Annotated in this window: 15 protein-coding genes; 5 read left to right on the top strand and 10 right to left on the bottom strand. The window is 71.8% G+C overall.

Annotation, left to right across the window (positions count from 1 at the left end):
• Positions 1 to 148 precede the first annotated feature (148 nt).
• The 10 genes from ACLQ2U_RS17475 to ACLQ2U_RS17430 all read right to left on the bottom strand — a co-directional run bounded on the left by ACLQ2U_RS17475 (position 149) and on the right by ACLQ2U_RS17430 (position 10,738).
• A complete protein-coding gene (locus ACLQ2U_RS17475) occupies positions 149 to 1,483 on the bottom strand; it encodes an ABC transporter substrate-binding protein (protein WP_425751728.1) in 1,335 nt (444 codons plus the stop codon).
• Between the two features lie 36 nt (positions 1,484 to 1,519).
• Positions 1,520 to 2,422, bottom strand: a complete 903-nt coding sequence (locus ACLQ2U_RS17470) for a carbohydrate ABC transporter permease (RefSeq protein WP_425751727.1) — start codon at positions 2,420 to 2,422, stop codon at positions 1,520 to 1,522.
• Positions 2,419 to 3,420, bottom strand: a complete 1,002-nt coding sequence (locus ACLQ2U_RS17465) for a carbohydrate ABC transporter permease (protein ID WP_425751726.1) — start codon at positions 3,418 to 3,420, stop codon at positions 2,419 to 2,421. The genes ACLQ2U_RS17470 and ACLQ2U_RS17465 overlap by 4 nt, the downstream gene beginning before the upstream one ends.
• 16 nt (positions 3,421 to 3,436) lie before the next feature.
• Positions 3,437 to 4,168, bottom strand: coding sequence for a glycerophosphodiester phosphodiesterase (locus ACLQ2U_RS17460; RefSeq protein ID WP_425751866.1), 732 nt, complete (start codon positions 4,166 to 4,168; stop codon positions 3,437 to 3,439).
• A gap of 261 nt (positions 4,169 to 4,429) precedes the next feature.
• The gene (locus tag ACLQ2U_RS17455) at positions 4,430 to 5,326 is read right to left on the bottom strand and encodes an inositol monophosphatase family protein (protein ID WP_425751725.1); all 897 of its coding nucleotides are present in this window, start codon (positions 5,324 to 5,326) and stop codon (positions 4,430 to 4,432) included.
• Positions 5,323 to 6,321, bottom strand: a complete 999-nt coding sequence (locus tag ACLQ2U_RS17450) for a 2-hydroxyacid dehydrogenase (RefSeq protein ID WP_425751724.1) — start codon at positions 6,319 to 6,321, stop codon at positions 5,323 to 5,325. Before ACLQ2U_RS17450 ends, ACLQ2U_RS17455 begins: the two co-directional genes overlap by 4 nt.
• Positions 6,322 to 6,398: 77 nt before the next feature.
• Entirely contained in the window at positions 6,399 to 7,847 is a 1,449-nt protein-coding gene (locus ACLQ2U_RS17445; RefSeq protein WP_425751723.1) for an FGGY family carbohydrate kinase, read from the bottom strand.
• Positions 7,834 to 8,622, bottom strand: a complete 789-nt coding sequence (locus ACLQ2U_RS17440; RefSeq protein ID WP_425751722.1) for a DeoR/GlpR family DNA-binding transcription regulator — start codon at positions 8,620 to 8,622, stop codon at positions 7,834 to 7,836. Before ACLQ2U_RS17440 ends, ACLQ2U_RS17445 begins: the two co-directional genes overlap by 14 nt.
• Positions 8,619 to 9,284 (bottom strand): histidine phosphatase family protein, encoded by a 666-nt coding sequence (locus tag ACLQ2U_RS17435; protein WP_425751721.1) that lies wholly within the window; start codon positions 9,282 to 9,284, stop codon positions 8,619 to 8,621. Before ACLQ2U_RS17435 ends, ACLQ2U_RS17440 begins: the two co-directional genes overlap by 4 nt.
• Positions 9,281 to 10,738 carry an FGGY-family carbohydrate kinase gene (locus ACLQ2U_RS17430; RefSeq protein ID WP_425751720.1) on the bottom strand — a complete coding sequence of 486 codons (1,458 nt, stop codon included), beginning with the start codon at positions 10,736 to 10,738 and terminating at the stop codon, positions 9,281 to 9,283. The genes ACLQ2U_RS17435 and ACLQ2U_RS17430 overlap by 4 nt, the downstream gene beginning before the upstream one ends.
• Positions 10,739 to 11,132: 394 nt before the next feature.
• On the opposite strand from ACLQ2U_RS17430, the gene ACLQ2U_RS17425 reads away from it, so the two are divergent.
• From ACLQ2U_RS17425 to ACLQ2U_RS17405, 5 genes are all read left to right on the top strand, one after another.
• Positions 11,133 to 12,101: an anion permease gene (locus ACLQ2U_RS17425; RefSeq protein ID WP_425751719.1), complete on the top strand. Its 969-nt coding sequence runs from the start codon at positions 11,133 to 11,135 to the stop codon at positions 12,099 to 12,101.
• Positions 12,101 to 12,736, top strand: a complete 636-nt coding sequence (locus tag ACLQ2U_RS17420; RefSeq protein ID WP_425751718.1) for a DUF47 domain-containing protein — start codon at positions 12,101 to 12,103, stop codon at positions 12,734 to 12,736. Before ACLQ2U_RS17425 ends, ACLQ2U_RS17420 begins: the two co-directional genes overlap by 1 nt.
• A 52-nt stretch (positions 12,737 to 12,788) precedes the next feature.
• On the top strand, positions 12,789 to 13,871 hold the full coding sequence (locus ACLQ2U_RS17415; protein ID WP_425751717.1) for a hypothetical protein: 1,083 nt from the start codon (positions 12,789 to 12,791) through the stop codon (positions 13,869 to 13,871).
• Positions 13,872 to 14,109: 238 nt separating this feature from the next.
• Positions 14,110 to 14,781 carry a hypothetical protein gene (locus tag ACLQ2U_RS17410; RefSeq protein ID WP_425751716.1) on the top strand — a complete coding sequence of 224 codons (672 nt, stop codon included), beginning with the start codon at positions 14,110 to 14,112 and terminating at the stop codon, positions 14,779 to 14,781.
• Positions 14,782 to 14,903: 122 nt separating this feature from the next.
• The gene (locus ACLQ2U_RS17405; RefSeq protein WP_425751715.1) at positions 14,904 to 15,461 is read left to right on the top strand and encodes a hypothetical protein; all 558 of its coding nucleotides are present in this window, start codon (positions 14,904 to 14,906) and stop codon (positions 15,459 to 15,461) included.
• Positions 15,462 to 15,536 lie beyond the last annotated feature (75 nt).

Here is a 15,536-nt window from a genome sequence, read left to right as displayed (position 1 = left end):
CCAACCGGTTCCCCGGCCGGCACCGGATGGACGAGAGCCCACGAACACCAATCCTCCAATGCTCGATCGCGGCCCAGCTGGACCGTCATGACCGCAGCCCCACGGGCGGTGAATGGGCGCGCCCGCCCATCCACCGCCCATCCCCCGATCAGATGTGCTTCTCCACCGCTTCCCGGACGCTGTCGGTGCTCTTGCGCAGCTCGGCCGCCACGGCGGCGAACACCTGCTGCGCGGACTGGTTGTCCGCGTAGATCTTCTGCAGGCCACCGTAGATGGCCTTGTTGGCGTTCGGCACCATCAGCCGCACGACGTCCTGGGCCTGGGTCTTGGGCAGCTGCTCAACGGCGACCTTGAAGGCCGGGCGCTCGGCGAATCGCTGCTGCATCTGCGGGGTGGCCTGGGCCGCCTTGGTCGCCGGCAGGTAACCCGTGTCGATGGACCACTGCGCGGCATTCTCGGGCTTTGCGGCGAACTTGACGAACTCGAACGCCGCCTTCTGCCGGTCCTCGGGGATGCCGGCCAGGATGGAGAGGCCACCGCCGCCGGTCGGGCAGCCGAACTGCACCTGCTGCGGCAGGAAGGCCGCGCCGATGTCGAACTTGGCGTCCTTGAGCAGCCCGCCGAGCGTACCGGTCGACTCCTGCAGCGTCGCGATCAAGCCGTTGGCGAAGTCGACCTTCGGGCTTTTCGCCATGTACGCCTGCTTGTCCTCGTGGATGAGGCGACGCTGCCACTCGCCGGCCGCCACCGCGCCGCCGGTGTCGATGGTGACGTCCAAGCCCTTGGAGTAGTTGCCGCCGAACTGCCAGACCGCGCCCTGGAACATCCAGTCGCCGTCGACCTCGGGGTACGCGTGCAGCTTCGGCGCCGCTCCGTTGACCTTGACCCGTTGCAGGGCCGGCGCCCACGAGCGCAGCTCGTCCCAGGTCTTCGGCCCTCGGTCCGGCAGCCCGGCCTGCGCGAACATCGTCTTGTTGTAGTAGAAGAGCGGGGTGCTGCGCCCGAAGGGCACCCACCACACGTCCTTCTTCACGGTGCCCTCGGCGATCAGGGCGTCGACGTAGTCAGCGGTCGCCAGCCCGTTCCCGAAGAACGACGTCAACGGGGCGAGGGTGTCGTTGAGGAAGAACCGGCGCCAGGTCACCTCCGAGAAGATGGCGATGTCCGGCACCTTGCGGGCCTGAAGGCCGGCGGCCAGCTTCTGGGACAGTTCGTCGTACGACCCCTGGAACTGCGACTCGAGGTAGATGTCCTGCTGTGAGTCGTTGAACTTGGCCACCAGTCGGGTGAAGGCGTCGCCGGTCGCGGCGCTGTACGGCATCCAGATGACCACCCGCCGACGCTTGCCGTACTGCTCAGGGACCTTTCCCTCCGGCTGGGCGAGACCGGAGCCTCCGGCACCGCCGCAACCGAGCGGGCTGAGGGCGAGCGCCGCGCCACCGGCGAGTCCGAGCAGACGACGCCGGCTCATCATGCTGTTCATGTTCGGGGGTCCTTTCGAGGATGGTGGGGGGGTGGTTCAGCCCTTCACCGCGCCCTGGGTGAGGCCGGCGACGATGTAACGCTGAGCGATGAGGAACACGACGAGCACGGGAAGCACGACGAACACCGTGGCGCCCATGACCGCGCCCCAGTTCACGTAACTCTCGGAGTCTTTGATCATCACGAGGCCGATCGGGAGGGTGCGCATGTTGTCGGTGTTGGTGACCACGAGCGGCCAGATGAAGTCGTTCCATTTGCTGACCAGGGACACGATCGTCACGGTGATGACCATCGGTCGCGAGACCGGCAGGACGACCTTGAACAGTCGGCGCAGATGGCCGGCGCCGTCGACCTTTGCCGCGTCGATCAGTTCGTCGGGCAACGTGAGCAGGTGCTGGCGGAGCAGGAACGCGCCGAAGGCGGAGGCCGCGCCCGGGACGATGAGCCCCTGGTACGTGTTGACCCACCCGAGCTCGGCGACGATCAGGTAGCTGGGCAGCAGGGTCACGTGGCCGGGCACCATCAGCGCGGCGAGCAGCAGCGCGAAGAGGAAGCGCTTGGCCGGGAACCGGATGAAGACGAACGCGTACGCGGTGAGGATGGCGTTGAGCACCTCGAGCGTCGTCCCGATGAACGTGGTGATCAGCGAGTTGACGAAGAAGTCGCCGAACGGTGCGGACCGCCATGCCTCCCGGTAGTTCCCCCACTCCAGTTCGTGTGGCCACCAGACGGGCGGGAACGAGCGGATGTCCCCGGAGGTCTTCAGCGACGAACTGAACAGCCAGTAGAGCGGTCCGACTATCAGCACGCCGATCAGGACCAGCGCGAGGTACAGCAGGAAGCGGCGGCCCAGGTCGGCGAGACGGCGCCGACGGTCGTCCCGGGTCTGGGGCGGACGAGGTGCCGTGGCGCGGGCGGTCTGCTCGGTCGTGACGGTCACCGGTAGTGCACCTTCCGCTCGACGTAACGGGTCTGGAAGAGGGTCACCGCCAGCAGGACCAGGAACATCACGACTGCGCCGGCGCCTGCCGGGCCGGCCTGGAAGTCCTGGAAACCCTTGTCGTAGACGTACCAGGAGAGAATCGTGGTGGCCTCTCCCGGTCCACCGCCGGTCATCGCCGCGATGACGTCGAACGCCTGGAACGACGAGATGATGGTGGTGATCATCAGGAAGTAGGTGACCGGGGACAGCAGCGGCAGCGTGACCCGGCGGAACAACGTCCACCCGCGGGCGCCGTCGAGCGCCGCCGACTCGTAGAGGTCCTTCGGCATCCCCTGCAGACCGGCCAGGTAGACGATCGCCGCGAAGCCGATGCTCTTCCAGAGGTAGACGATGATCACGGCCGGCAGCGCCCAGTCGGAGTCGGTGAGCCAGGCCGGCGACGACTTCCCGATCGCCTCGAAGAACACCCGGGACAGCCCGTAGTTGGGGTCGAAGATGAAGATCCAGGCCACGCCGATCGCCGCACCAGAGAGGACGTGCGGCGCGAAGACCATGGTCCGGACCACGGCCCGGCCCTTCAGGCGTTGGTTGAGCAGGAGCGCCACGGCCAGCCCGAGGGCCAGGCTGCCCAGCACCACCACGACCATGAAGTACACGGTGTTGAGCAGCACGTCCCGGAACTCGCCGCCGGCGAACAGATCGACGTAGTTGTCCAGCCCGACGAACCGCTTGCCCGGCGAGATCATGTTCCAGTCGGTCAGGCTCAGGTAGGCGTTGTAGATGACCGGCCAGAAGGAGAAGACCGAGAGCAGGATGAAGTTCGGCGCGATGAAAGCCAGGAAGATCAGGTATTCCCGCAGGCGACCCGGGCGGAGCCGAGGGCGCCGCCGGGCGGGGCGGGGATCGGCCGCCGCGTCGGTCTGGACGGCACCGGCCGTACGGGGGGCAACCGCACGCTCGGCCCGCACCTGCGTCGGAAAGTCGTTGGCCGTCACAATGGTCCTTCGCGGATCAGCCGGCGGTGGCCCGACCAGCGCCCGCACCGACCGGGCCGCTCTCGGCCGAGGCGCAGAGGCCGAGCAGTTCCGAGATGTCGTCGGCGACGATGCCGTCGACGCCGTAGGCCAACGCGTCGGCCACCTGGCCGGCGTCGGCGAGCGGACCCACCCAGACTCGGTATCCGCGCTCCCGCATCGACGGCACCCCGGCCGCGTCGGCCACGGCCCAGCGCGGCCCGAAGTACTGCGGACGGAGGGCGTCGAGCAGGTCCTGTGCCGGGGGCTCGGCGGCGGTCCAGTCCAGACCGATGACCGCGTCCGGCTCGTGGGCGCGCAGTCCAAGCAGCGCCTCGCGGCCGCCACGGCGGGCCGCCACGAAGATCGACCGTTCGAAGGCGTCGCGGTGACGGCGAAGCGCGGCCACGGCCGGCGCCACCACATCGTCGGTCTTCAGGTCGACCAGGAACACGGTCTCCGGGAACTCCGTCAGCAGCTCCTCGAAGAGTGGCACCTGGTAGCCGTCCGCGTCCTGCTGGCGCAGCTCGGCCAGGTTCAGGTCGCTCACCTGGTGCGGAATGCCCCAGAGCCGGTCCAGGGTGGCGTCGTGGAGCAGCACGATGTGCCCGTCCCGGGTGAGGCGCAGGTCGAACTCCAGGGTGTTTGCGCCCTTGTCCACAGCCGATCGCAGCGACGGCAGGGTGTTCTCGCGATGCACCAGCGGATCGCCTCGGTGCGCGATGGTCATAAACACGTGGATCTCCTAGCGGCGAGGGAGCAACACCTTTTAACGCTATTCAGCGTTGCCATCACGACGGTAGTTAACACGATCGCAGCAGAGGGGGCAAGAGCCGGAAACGTGAGGACCCGGGCACGAACAGCCAACATGGAGTCATAGCTGCTCAGGCCGCCCGACTCGAGGGCCGCGCCCCTCCCCGCCGGGGCCACGCATGCCCGATTCATACTGTTATTATCGATGTTAAGAGCGCAAGGAAGGCGCGTTAACGGCTCAATGCGTCCCCGGCTGGCGCCCGGGCGCGCGACCGCCACCGGTTGCCGACGGCCGGGTTGCGGGACACGCTTCGGACCCGCCGACCGGTAGCCGGTGCTGCGCGAGGTCCTCGCCGACGGCTCGGATCAGGGCGCGGATCTCGTCCAGCAGTGGCCGCGGCCCGGCGATCGTCTCGACGGCCCCCGTGTCGTGCTCCGCACCGTACCGGTCCACCACCGCGGCACCGGCCTCCCGGGCCAGCACCACCCCCGCCGCGGTGTCCCACGGATTGTTGGCCAGCATCACGAGGGCGTCCAGCCGTCCGGCGGCCACCCACGCCAGGTCGGTCGCCGCGGTGCCCAGCATCCGGATCCGCTGCACCCGGGGCACCAGCGCGGCCGTGACCGCCAGCCGCTCCCGGTTGAGCAGGTCGGCGTCCGCGCCCACCGCGTAGTCCCCCACCGCGACCACCGCCTCGGCGAGCGTCGTCGCGCCACTGGCCCGCAACCGCTGGCCGTCCGCGTACGCGCCCTCTCCCTCGGCGGCCTGGTAACGGCTGCCGAGGAACGGCATCTCGACCACCCCGAGGACCGGGCGGCGACGGCGCACCAGCCCCAGCGAGACCGCGCAGAGCGGCAGCCCGTGCACGAAGTTCACCGTCCCGTCCACCGGGTCGAGCACCCAGGTCAGCTCACCGTCCAGCGCCGGGCCACCCTCCTCCTCGCCGAGCAGGCCGATTCCCGGCGTTCGCTCCCGCAGCAGCGCGCGTACCGCACGCTCGACGGCGAAGTCGACCTCCGATGCCATGTCCCGGTCACCCTTCGCGGTGAGTGTCCCCGGGAAGCGGGTGCGGATGAGCTCCGCCGCCACCGCGGTCGCCTCCACCGCGACCGGCAGCAGCTCCACCGGGTTCACCGCTGCTCCAGATACGCGACGACCTCGTCGGCGGCGAGCGTGGCCGCCCGCTCGGCTGTCTGCCGGGTCGCGCCGGCCAGGTGCGGGGTGAGCACCACGTTGGGCGCGGTCCGCAGCCGGGACCCCGCGGGCAGCGGTTCGGCGTCGAAGACGTCGAAGGCGGCGGCGCCGAGCCGGCCCGACTCCAGCGCCTCCACCACCGCGTCGTAGTCGAGCAGGCCACCCCGCGCCGTGTTCACCAGCACCGCGCCCTGCGGGAGCCGGGCGAGTTCCTTCGCACCGATCATCGCCCGGGTGTCCGGGGTCAACCTGGCGTGCAGGCTCACCACGGACGCGCGGTCCAGCAGCTCGTCGAGCCCCACCGCGCGTACGCCGTCCAGGCTGTCCAGGTCCGCGTAGGGATCGTGCACCAGCACCTCGGCGTCGAACGCCCGCAGGATGCGTCCCACCCGTCGGCCGATCGCCCCGTACCCGACGAGTCCGACGGTGGTACCGGCGAGCTCGCTGCCCACCGCGTCCAGGGCGTACAGGTCACTGCGCCACTCACCGGCCCGTACTCCGGTGTGTGTCTGCGGAATGCGCCGCAGCGCCGCGAGCAGCAACGCCACCGTGTGTTCGGCGGCGGCGACCGCGTTGCGGCCGGGGGTGCTGCGGACCAGCACGCCCCGCTCGGCGGCGGCGGCGAGGTTGACGTTCACCGGCCCACCGCGGCAGACCACCAGCAGCCGCAGCGCGTCCGTGGCCGCGAGCACCCGCGCGGTGAAGGGGGCCATCTGGGTGACCACCACCTCGACGCCCGCCACTGCGGCGATCAGCTCGTCCTCGTCACCGGACGCCTCGTCCACCTCCCCGACCGGCCCGAACGGGGTGTGCGGCCAGGGCAGGGTCAGCGAGCTGATCTCGACCCGGTCACCCAGGCGGTTCCGCAGCGCGTCGGCCATCAGCTGCGGGGTGACGAAGTGGTCGCCGACGACCAGGACTCTGATGGTGTGCACGGTGGGGTTCGTCCTTTCACAACGGCCACCCGTCCGGCCGGCGATGCGACCGACCGCGGGTGGGATGGGACGCCGCGTCAGTCGCGACGCCAACCGGCGCGCGCCTGCGCGACGTGGTCGAGATAGCGCTCGTAGCCCTCGGCGTACCGGTGGGCCGCCTCCGGTCGGGGTCGGTAGATCCGCCCCGGCAGCGGCTCGCTCGCGAGCGGTGCGCCGACGGCGCCGGCGGCGGCGAGTGCCGCGCCGCGCGCCCCGATCTCGTGCCCGGCGAGCACCCGTACCGGTCGGTCCAGCACATCGGCGAGGATCTGCGCCCAGGTCGGGGAGGCGAGCCCACCACCGCAGGCAGTCAGCGCGCCGCTCAACCCGGCGGCCGCCAGGCAGTGCCGGGCGCTGTAGGCGACCGCCTCACAGACCGCGCGGACGAGGTCGGCCGGACGGGTGCCCAGGTGCAGTCCGTCGATGCGACCCCGAGCCCGGGGCGCCACGAAGGGCGCGCGCTCGCCCGACTCGGCCAGGTACGGCAGCACGGTGAGCCCGTCGGAGCGCCCCTCGGCGAGCAGGTCGGGCAGGTCGTCCAGCCCGGCACCGACCAGTCGCAGCACCCAGTCCAGGGCGGCCGTGCCGACCATCGCCGGCAGGGCGCGCAGCCACCGGTCCGGCTGCCAGGTGTTCAGCACGAAACCGCACGGCTCGCCGTCGTGAACCAGCCGATCGGTCAGCACCTGACAGGCGAGCGTGGTGCCGAGGATGAGCAGCCCGTCGCCGGGGGTCGTCACTCCCGCGCCCCAAGCGCTCGCCGGCAGGTCGTAGGGGCCGGCGACGACCGGGATGCCTGCGGGCAGTCCAGTCACCGCCGCCGAGGCGGGCAGCAGCGTCCCGGTCGGCGCTGCCAGCACGGGGGCCAGCAGCCGCCGCCGATGCGCGAGCCCGCAGGCGGCCAGCAGTTCGGCGTCGTACCGGCGGGTCCGCGGGTCGAGAAACGGCATCGAGGCGTCACTGGGATCGGTGGCGCGTACCCCGGTGAGCCGTTGCAGCACCATGTCCTTGCAGTACGCGGCCGTGGTGGCACGGTCCAGGGCGTCCGGGTCATGCCGGTCCAGGCAGGCCAGGAGGGGACCGGAGGCGCCGGGGAACATCAGGCTTCCGCTTCGCCGGTAGGCGTACTCCAGCAGCCCCTTGTCGGACCACTCCTCGACGATCGGCCCGGCCCGCCCGTCCATCCAGGAGATGGCCGGCCGGACGGACCGCCCGTCGGCGTCGACCAGCCAGAGCCCGTCCCCCTGGGCGGTCAGGCCGACGGCGGCCACCGGTCGGTTCAGCGTCGTCCGCAGTTCGGCCAGGACCCCGTGCACCGAGTCGACGACCTGCTCGGCATCCTGCTCGTACCAGCCGTCGCGGACCCGGTTCAGCACCGTGGCCCGCGCGGCCCGGGCCAACTGCGTGCCGTCCGGCCCGAAGGCGACCGCCTTGGTGAGGGTGGTCCCGACGTCCAGACCGATGACGACCGGCTCAGGCGACCTCATAGTTGACACCGTTCTCCCGCATCTCCCGGAGCTTGTCCTCCCCGGCGTTGCCGTCGGTGATCACCAGGTCGAAGTCCCGCAGGGGCGCCACGCGGTGTAGCGCCACCCGGCCCAGCTTGGTGTGGTCGACCATCAACACGGCGCGCTGCGCCGCCCGGATCATCGCCCGCTTGACCAGCACGATCTCCTGCTCCTGGTGGTAGGCGTAGCTGCCGGAGACCGCCGAGGTGGAGGCGAAGAGCAGGTCGACCCGGAGCGCCTCGATCGCCTCGATGCAGGGAACCCCGAGGAAGGAGTCATGGGTGGCGAAGTATTCCCCGCCGAGCGAGAGCAGCCGGATCCCGCGCACCCCGGAGAGGAGTTTGATCGTCTCCAGGAAGTTGGTGATCACGGTCAGCGGCGCGGCGTCGTGCAGCAGCCGGGCCAGCTCCAGGGTGCTGGTCGAGTCGTCCAGCATCACCGCCATGCCGGGCTCGATCAGCTCGCGCGCCCGCCGGGCGAGGGCCAGCTTCTCCTGCCGTGACGCGCGCAGCCGGTAGGAGACGTTGCTCTCGAAGACGCTTGACGGTTGGGCGCTGACCCCACCGCGGAACTTGCGGACCACGCCCTGGCGCTCCAGCTCGTCCAGGTCGCGGTGGATCGTCATCAGGCTCACCTTGAACAACTCGGCGAGCTCGGTGGCGGAGACCGAGCCGTGCTGGAGCACGTACTCGGCGATCTCGGCCTGACGCTGGGCGGGGCGACCGCGGTCGGTGGTGGTGTCGGAAGCGCTCATCGAAGCTCCGGCTCATCTGGGGTGGCGGACTGGCGCTCCCATCCTGCGGACACCGGTACGTTGAACGCCAGCAGCGCCGCCGGCTCGTCGCCGCCGGGGAACAGCAGCGTCACCGTCCCCGCCGGGTCGAGCTTCGGCAACCTGCGGCGGTACTCGCCGAGCGGCAGCCCGAGCACCGCGCACGTCACCAGCCGGATGAGGGTGTTGTGCGCGACCACGAGCAGCCGGCCCTCCGGGTCCGCGGCCACCGCCTCGGCGAGTCCGGCCCGCGCCCGGCGCACCGCGTCGACGGGCCGTTCGCCACCGGGGAAGTGGTGCGTGGCCGGATCGGCCACGAAACGCTCCACCATCGTCGGGTCGGTCGCCCGCAGCTCGTCGAGCGTGCGGCCCTCGGCGATGCCGAAATCCAGTTCCCGCAGCCGCTCGTCCACCCTGGGGACGAGCCCGGTCGACGCCTCGGCCGGCGCGACGGTATCCCGGGCCCGACGCATCGACGAGCAGACGAGACTGGTGAATCTCTGCCCGGCAGCCCACCGGCCCAGCGCGGTGGCCTGCCCCTCGCCGTACCGGTCGAGCGGAATGTCGCTGCTGCCGGCATAGCGGTTCGGCGAGTGCCACGCGGTGCGGCCGTGCCGGGACAGCACCACCGTCGTCCCCTTCACCGGGCCTCCTTGGCGTAGCGGGCGAGTTCGTCGTCGAGCCAGCCGCGCTCGGTCAACGCGTCCAGGAACCGGACGTACGACCGGGCGAAACGCGCCGTACGGTCGGGCCGGGCCCGCACCACCGTTCCGGACCCGGTCATCCGGGCCGCGGCGGCGGCGATCGACCCGTCGCCGGCGGCGGCGGTGATGGCGGCGCCCACCGCCGGTTCGGGACTGTGGGGCACGACAACGTCCCGACCGAGGATGTCTGCGCGCAGCTGGGTCCAGTACCTGCTGCGGGTCGCCCCGCCGGTCATCGAGAGCGGGCCCGAGACGTCGGCGCCGAGCCGGCGCAGCATGGCGAAGCAGAGCCGTTCGACGAAGGCGACGCCCTGGAGCGTCGCGGCGTACCGGTCACCGTCGTCGACGAGATCACCGAGTTCGAAGGCCTCGGCGTCGGGACGGACGAACGGGAACCGTTCGCCCCGGGAGAGCAGCGGATAGCTCACGCCCGTGGCCGGTTCGTGCCGGGCGGCGTCGGCCTCCAGCGCGGCCCGGTCCGCGGCGGGGAAGCGTGCCTCCAGCACGCCGGCGCCGACGTTGGACGCTCCTCCGGGCAGCCATCCGCCGTCCGGGTGACGGTGCGAGTAGACGGCTCCCCCGGGGTCGACGAGCCGGTGTTCGGTCACGCCCTTGAGCACGAGGGTGGTGCCGAGCACCACGTTCCACGCGCCCGGCACGAGCGCGTTGGCGGCGATCTGGGCGGCACAGCCGTCGGTGGCGCCGGCCCGTACCGGGGTGCCGACCGGCAGCCCGGTGTGCGCGGAGCCGGCCGCGCCGACCCGACCGAGCCGGGTGCCGGGCCGGACCACCGGCGGCAGCAGCTCGCCGGGCACGCCGAGCTTGTCGAGGACTTCCTCGGGCCAGGCCCGCTGGTCGAGGTCGTAGCCGGTCTTCAGGGCATGGCTCCAGTCGGTGGCGACCGGCCGGCCGGTGAGCCGGTACGCCAGATAGTCCGCGCAGTGGACCAGTCTGAGCCGCCCACCCTCGGCGTCCGCGCGCAGGTCGGCGGAGCCGTTGCGGAGCAGCCACACCAGCTTGGGCAGCGCCCAGGAACGCTGCATCGGATAACCCAGGGCACTCCATCGAGCCGCGCCGACCTCGGCGACCTCCGCCGCCTCGTCGCCCGCGCGGGCGTCGTCGTACATCAGGGCCGGAGTGCGGGGCCGCCCGTCGACGTCGGCGATCAGAAAGGTGCCTGAGGTGCTGCAGATCGCCAGCCCTGCGACGCGAGGAGCCGGGCGTCCGGCCAGCGCCTGCCGGAACGCCTCGCCCAGGACCCGCCACCACTGTTCCGGGTCCTGCTCGTGCCGACCGCCGCCCCGCCGGCTGGTCAGCGGTCCGGCGCCCCGGCCGATCAGGGTCCCGGCGGCGTCGACGACCTGCACGCGCAGGCTCTGGGTACCGACATCCACCCCCGCCCAGAGTTCGGGTGTGGCTGGTGGGTGAGTCAGCATCGGCGGCCAGGCCTCCAGAATGAGTTGATCTGAGCGGGTTCGATGTTAACTTAACAGCCGCCGATCGTGAAGAGCACCCACCTGCCGCACATCGGCGACAAGCCTCCAAGCGGCTGGAAACCCAATGGGTGAGCACGTCAAACGAGCACCTGACGGAACTCCGCCAGCGGCGATCCATACGCGACCGATGGCGGTGATCGCCAGACTGACCCGACCTCCACTGTTGATAACTACAACCCAAACATGTTAACTAACATCGAAATCAACGAAGCCGGTCCGATCCGGCGGGTGGCACGTCGGGCGGTCCGGCCGTGTGCGCGGAGTTCCCGCTCGACGTCCTGCGGAGGTGCCGGTGGCAGACATCAGCTGGGCGAGCCTTGCGCTGGCCGCTCTCTTCGCCACCTTCACCGGCTTCAACGACGCTGGCGCACTGGTCGGCATCGGCCTGCGGATCCGCGGGTTCCGACCGGTCACCGGCCTTGTCTTGCTCGCCGCCGCGGTCGCCGCCGCTCCGGTGGTGCTCGGCACGGCCGTCGCCGCGACGCTCGGACAGCGCCTGGTCGCCTTCCACGGCGCCGATGCGGGCACCGCTGTCGTCGCGGGGGTGGGCGGCGCGATCGTGGTGACCGCCGTGCTGTCCACGCGCGGGCTGCCGACCAGCCTGACGCTGGCCCTGATCGGCGGAATCGCCGGTGCGGGCGTTGGCGCGCAGACACCGGTGAACTGGCAGGTCATCGGGTTGGTCCTGTCGGTCGCCGCCGTGTCGCCGCTGGTCGGGGCGCTTGCCGCGCTCGGCTTGAGCCGGGTGGTCGGAGCGCTGCCCGCCCCGGAGGGTGCCGCCACCCGGCTGCGCTGGCTGCACGTCGGGGCACTCGCCGGGACCTGCCTGGCGTACGGCGCCAACGACGGCCAGAAGATGCTGGCCGTCTACGCCGCCATGCAGAGTGGCAGCCCGAGCGCGTTCGCCGCCTCGCCGCTGGCGCTGGCCACCGTCACCGGCTGCTTCCTGGTGGGCGGCATGATCGGCCTGCCCCGACTCGCCGCCGCGCTCGCCGGTCAGCTGACCAGCGGCCGTCCGGACGCGGTGGTGGTCACCGAACTCTCCGGCGCGGGCGTCGTCCTCGGCACCGCCGCGCTGGGCGCGCCGGTCAGCATGACCCAGTCCCTCTCCGGCGCCATGGTGGGCACCGGACTGTCCCGAGGAGCGAGGCGGGTGCGCTGGCGAGGAGTGTTGCGGCTCGGCCGGGCCTGGCTGTTGACCCTGCCGACGGCGTTCGCGGCCGGCGCCGTGGGTTGCCTGACCCTGGCCGCGGTCCGATGATGCCAGCTCGTCTCAGCCACCTGTTCCGAGATCTCTCCGGACGCAACGACCAGGTGCTCGCCGCCCTGATCCTCGACCAACTCTCCGCCGCCGCGGACGGGGTCGGGCTGGCGACCGCGCTCGCCCGCGGTGAGCTGCCCCCGGGCGTCGCCCGGAGCCGGATCGGCGAGATCGAACATGAGGGCGACACCCGGCGAGGGCTGCTCGTCGCCCAGTTGCGCCGCAGCGTCAGCTCACCCATCGACCGGGAGGACCTGTTCCGACTGTCCCGGTCCGTCGACGACGTGCTCGACGCGGTACGCGACTTCATCCGTGAGGCGGACCTCTTCGCACCCCGCGGTCAGGGCGCGTACCAACCCGTTCTCGACGCGCTCGCCCGGGGCGTCGGCGAGCTCGGCGAGGCGGTCCGGCTGCTGCCCCGCGCCCCCCGCGAGGCCGCCGAACACGCCCTACGCGCCAAGAAGCAGGGCCTGCGGACGCAATACCAGTACGCCGTTTCGGCGCTGCTCGACCTTCCGCTGACCGCCGACACGGTGAAAGCGACCCTGCTGCTGTGCCGGCTGGACACCGCGGGAGTGCACCTGGCCACCGCCGCGGACGCGCTGGCGGACGGGGTGGTCAAACGGTTCCAGTGATCGTCCGGCCCGGGACGCGGGCCGGTGTCGTTCGACTCTGCGAGGAGCAGGTATGGCAGGACAGGGGAACATCAGCCGGCGGAGACTTCTCCGCGCCGCCGCCTTCACCGCCGTCGTCGGTACGGGTGCCCTCCGCGCCGCGGACCCCGCACTGGCCGGGCAGTCTCCGGCCGCTCCGCCGGGCGCGCAGCCTGTGGACCCGGCGACTCCACTCGACCCCTCGGTCCGGTTCGACCTGACGGCGCCGGGGCGAGAGCTCTTCGGCAACCGGCCACTGCACAACGTGACCGTCCCCCAGTCGCTGGCCTTCGACAATGAGAACGGGCACGTCTACGTCGTCCAGTTGATGGCCGGCGGCCGGCAGCTGCCGGGTGAATCCGCCCCAGTCAGCGGCGCCGTCCGGTCGTACCAGGGTGACCTCTGCCTGACCAGACTCGATCTGGCCGGCACCGAGCTCGGCCACATGTACCTCAAGGGCTTCGGCCACGGCGTGCAGATCGGCGCCGAGCCGGTCGGCGATTCGGCATTCCTCTGGACCGAGGTGGACTCGGTCGCCGACGACGGAACGAACGGCTGGGGCACCCGGATCGCCCGCTTCCGCTTCGCCGACGGCGCCGTCCTCACTCCAGACTCCCCCGAGGTGCGACGGATGCAGCTGGTACCCGGCTCGGACCGGACCACCTGCGGCATCGACCCCGCCTTCCACCGGCTCGTCATGCGCTACCGGATCGCCGGCGCGTTCCGCTACGGCCTGTATGACCTGGCCGACGTACGGCGCAACCGATTCGTGCCGCTGGCGGATGTCGCCCAGCCCGCGCTCTCCTACTCCTTCCAGGGCTACACCTCCTACGGTGACCGCCTCTACCTGCTGGAAGGATCCTCCTACGGCAGCGGCGGCTCCACGCCGGGCATCGGCAACACCTACCTCACCTGTGTGGACTGGGTCACCGGCGCCGTGCTCGACCGCCAGTTGGTCACCGACGCGCAGTCCCTGCCGTTCCGGGAGCCGGAGGGGTTGGCCATTCAACTGCCCGACATCCGGCGGCCGGACCTGCCGCGCCTGGCCTTCTCCTTCGCCTCGGGCGTGGCCGGTGCACGGGTGACCAGCGTCTGGTATAAGGACGTCCTGGTGTAGGACGAACGCTGTTGATCATTCCGGACCGCGGCGGGCACTTCCGGTCAGGGGCCCGGACCGGCCCGGCGACTGCCGGGAGTTGGCGGTCCGGGTGCCGGTGACGCCCCGGTTCGCGTCTGGGCGCAGTGGTGGGAGGGATCCACCTTCAGGCACCCCTCCCACCATCGACCCCACGTCCATCCCCACCGCGCGTCGGGGCAGGCAGCCGCACCGGCCGAATGCCGGTTAGGGTCGGCCGATGTCAGCGCACACTCCACCGCCCGGCCCGGTCACCGCGGACGACGTCCTGCACGTGACCCACGCGGCGGCCGACCTGCTCACCACCGCCCTCGACCTGGACTGGCGGGTGCCCGCCGGCACCCTGGACTGGGACTGCTGGGAAACGATCGAGCACGTCGCCGACGACCTCTTCGCGTACGCGGGACAGCTCGGCCCGCGTCGGCCACCCCTGGACGGGCACGTGCCGTTCGGTTTCGAGCGGCGACGGCCGGACGGGCCGGCCCTGACGATCTACGGCGACCCGAAGTACGGCAACGCGGGTCTGGTGCAGGTGCTGGAGGCGAGCGGGGCGTTCCTGGCCGCGATGGTCCGCGCCACGCCGGCGCACGTCCGCGCGCACCACATCTTCGGCGCCGCCGACCCGGAGGGGTTCGCCGCGATGGGCGTGGTGGAGACGCTGGTGCACCTGCGGGACGTGGCCGCCGGTCTCGGCCTGGACTGGCGACCCGACGCGGACCTGTGCGCGCGGGTGCGGCACCGGTTGTTCCCCGACGCGCCCACCGACACCGAGCCGTGGCCGACGCTGCTCTGGGCCACCGGCCGGGGTGAGCTGCCGGGGCGGGAGCGGCGGGACCGGTGGCGCTGGCACGGCGCGCCCGCCGCCGAACGGCAGCCGGACCCCGAGGCGTAAGACGACAGCGGGACCCGGAGACGGAGGCCGGCGGCGACCCGGGTCGACCTCGGGGCGGCGTCCGGGACCGGGTACGGGAAGACCCGGATGACCGGGAACGGTCACCCTGCCAGCCTCGGGGAATGACCGCCACCGATACCCGTGCGCCCGCACCGCTCTCCGCGTCGATCCGGCTGACCGCCGTCGCCGCCCCGCTGCTCCTGCTGCTCTACGGCCTCTGCCGGCTGGTCGACGGCCTCGACGGCGACCGCCACAACGGCCTCGCCTGGGACGTGGGGCACGTCCTGTTCCTGCTCGGCATCGTCGGCTTCGCCGCGCTGGCGGTCGGCCTGCGCCGGGTGCTGCGACCGGCCGGGTGGCGGGTCGCCGTCGACGTGGCGACGGCCGCCGCCCTGCTGGGCGCGGCCGCGTTCGGCTGGGTGATCCTCGGCGACCTGTTCACTCGCCTGGCCGACACCGCGCCGGACCCGGTGCTCACCGTCGGTCCGGCGCTGTTCCAGCTCGGCCTGCTCACCCTGCTGGTGCGGGCCGCCACCATCCGGCCACGCCTGCTGCCGGTCTGGGGACCGGTGCTGGTGTTCGTCGGGTTCGTCGCCCTCGCCGTCGACCTGGACCTGCTGCCGGTCGGCGCGGCGCTGGTCTTCGCCGGCCTCCTCCCGCTCGCCCGCGCCGGCCGCTGAGTTGCGCTACCCGTCGTGGCGGGGGCCGGCCGCTGACCGGGGCTACCCCTCGTCGCGGGGGCCGGCCCCGCGACG

The sequence above is a fragment of the Micromonospora sp. DT47 genome (assembly GCF_049844475.1).
GTDB lineage: Bacteria > Actinomycetota > Actinomycetes > Mycobacteriales > Micromonosporaceae > Micromonospora.
This window is presented reverse-complemented; position numbering and strand designations above follow the sequence as displayed.

Coding starts and splice junctions, on each gene's coding strand:
- ACLQ2U_RS17460 (WP_425751866.1), bottom strand. CDS start 4,168: ATGACCATCGCGCACCGAGGCGATCCGCTGGTGCATCGCGAGAACACC.
- ACLQ2U_RS17445 (WP_425751723.1), bottom strand. CDS start 7,847: ATGAGGTCGCCTGAGCCGGTCGTCATCGGTCTGGACGTCGGGACCACC.
- ACLQ2U_RS17410 (WP_425751716.1), top strand. CDS start 14,110: ATGTCAGCGCACACTCCACCGCCCGGCCCGGTCACCGCGGACGACGTC.
- ACLQ2U_RS17440 (WP_425751722.1), bottom strand. CDS start 8,622: ATGAGCGCTTCCGACACCACCACCGACCGCGGTCGCCCCGCCCAGCGT.
- ACLQ2U_RS17420 (WP_425751718.1), top strand. CDS start 12,101: ATGCCAGCTCGTCTCAGCCACCTGTTCCGAGATCTCTCCGGACGCAAC.
- ACLQ2U_RS17405 (WP_425751715.1), top strand. CDS start 14,904: ATGACCGCCACCGATACCCGTGCGCCCGCACCGCTCTCCGCGTCGATC.
- ACLQ2U_RS17415 (WP_425751717.1), top strand. CDS start 12,789: ATGGCAGGACAGGGGAACATCAGCCGGCGGAGACTTCTCCGCGCCGCC.
- ACLQ2U_RS17475 (WP_425751728.1), bottom strand. CDS start 1,483: ATGAACAGCATGATGAGCCGGCGTCGTCTGCTCGGACTCGCCGGTGGC.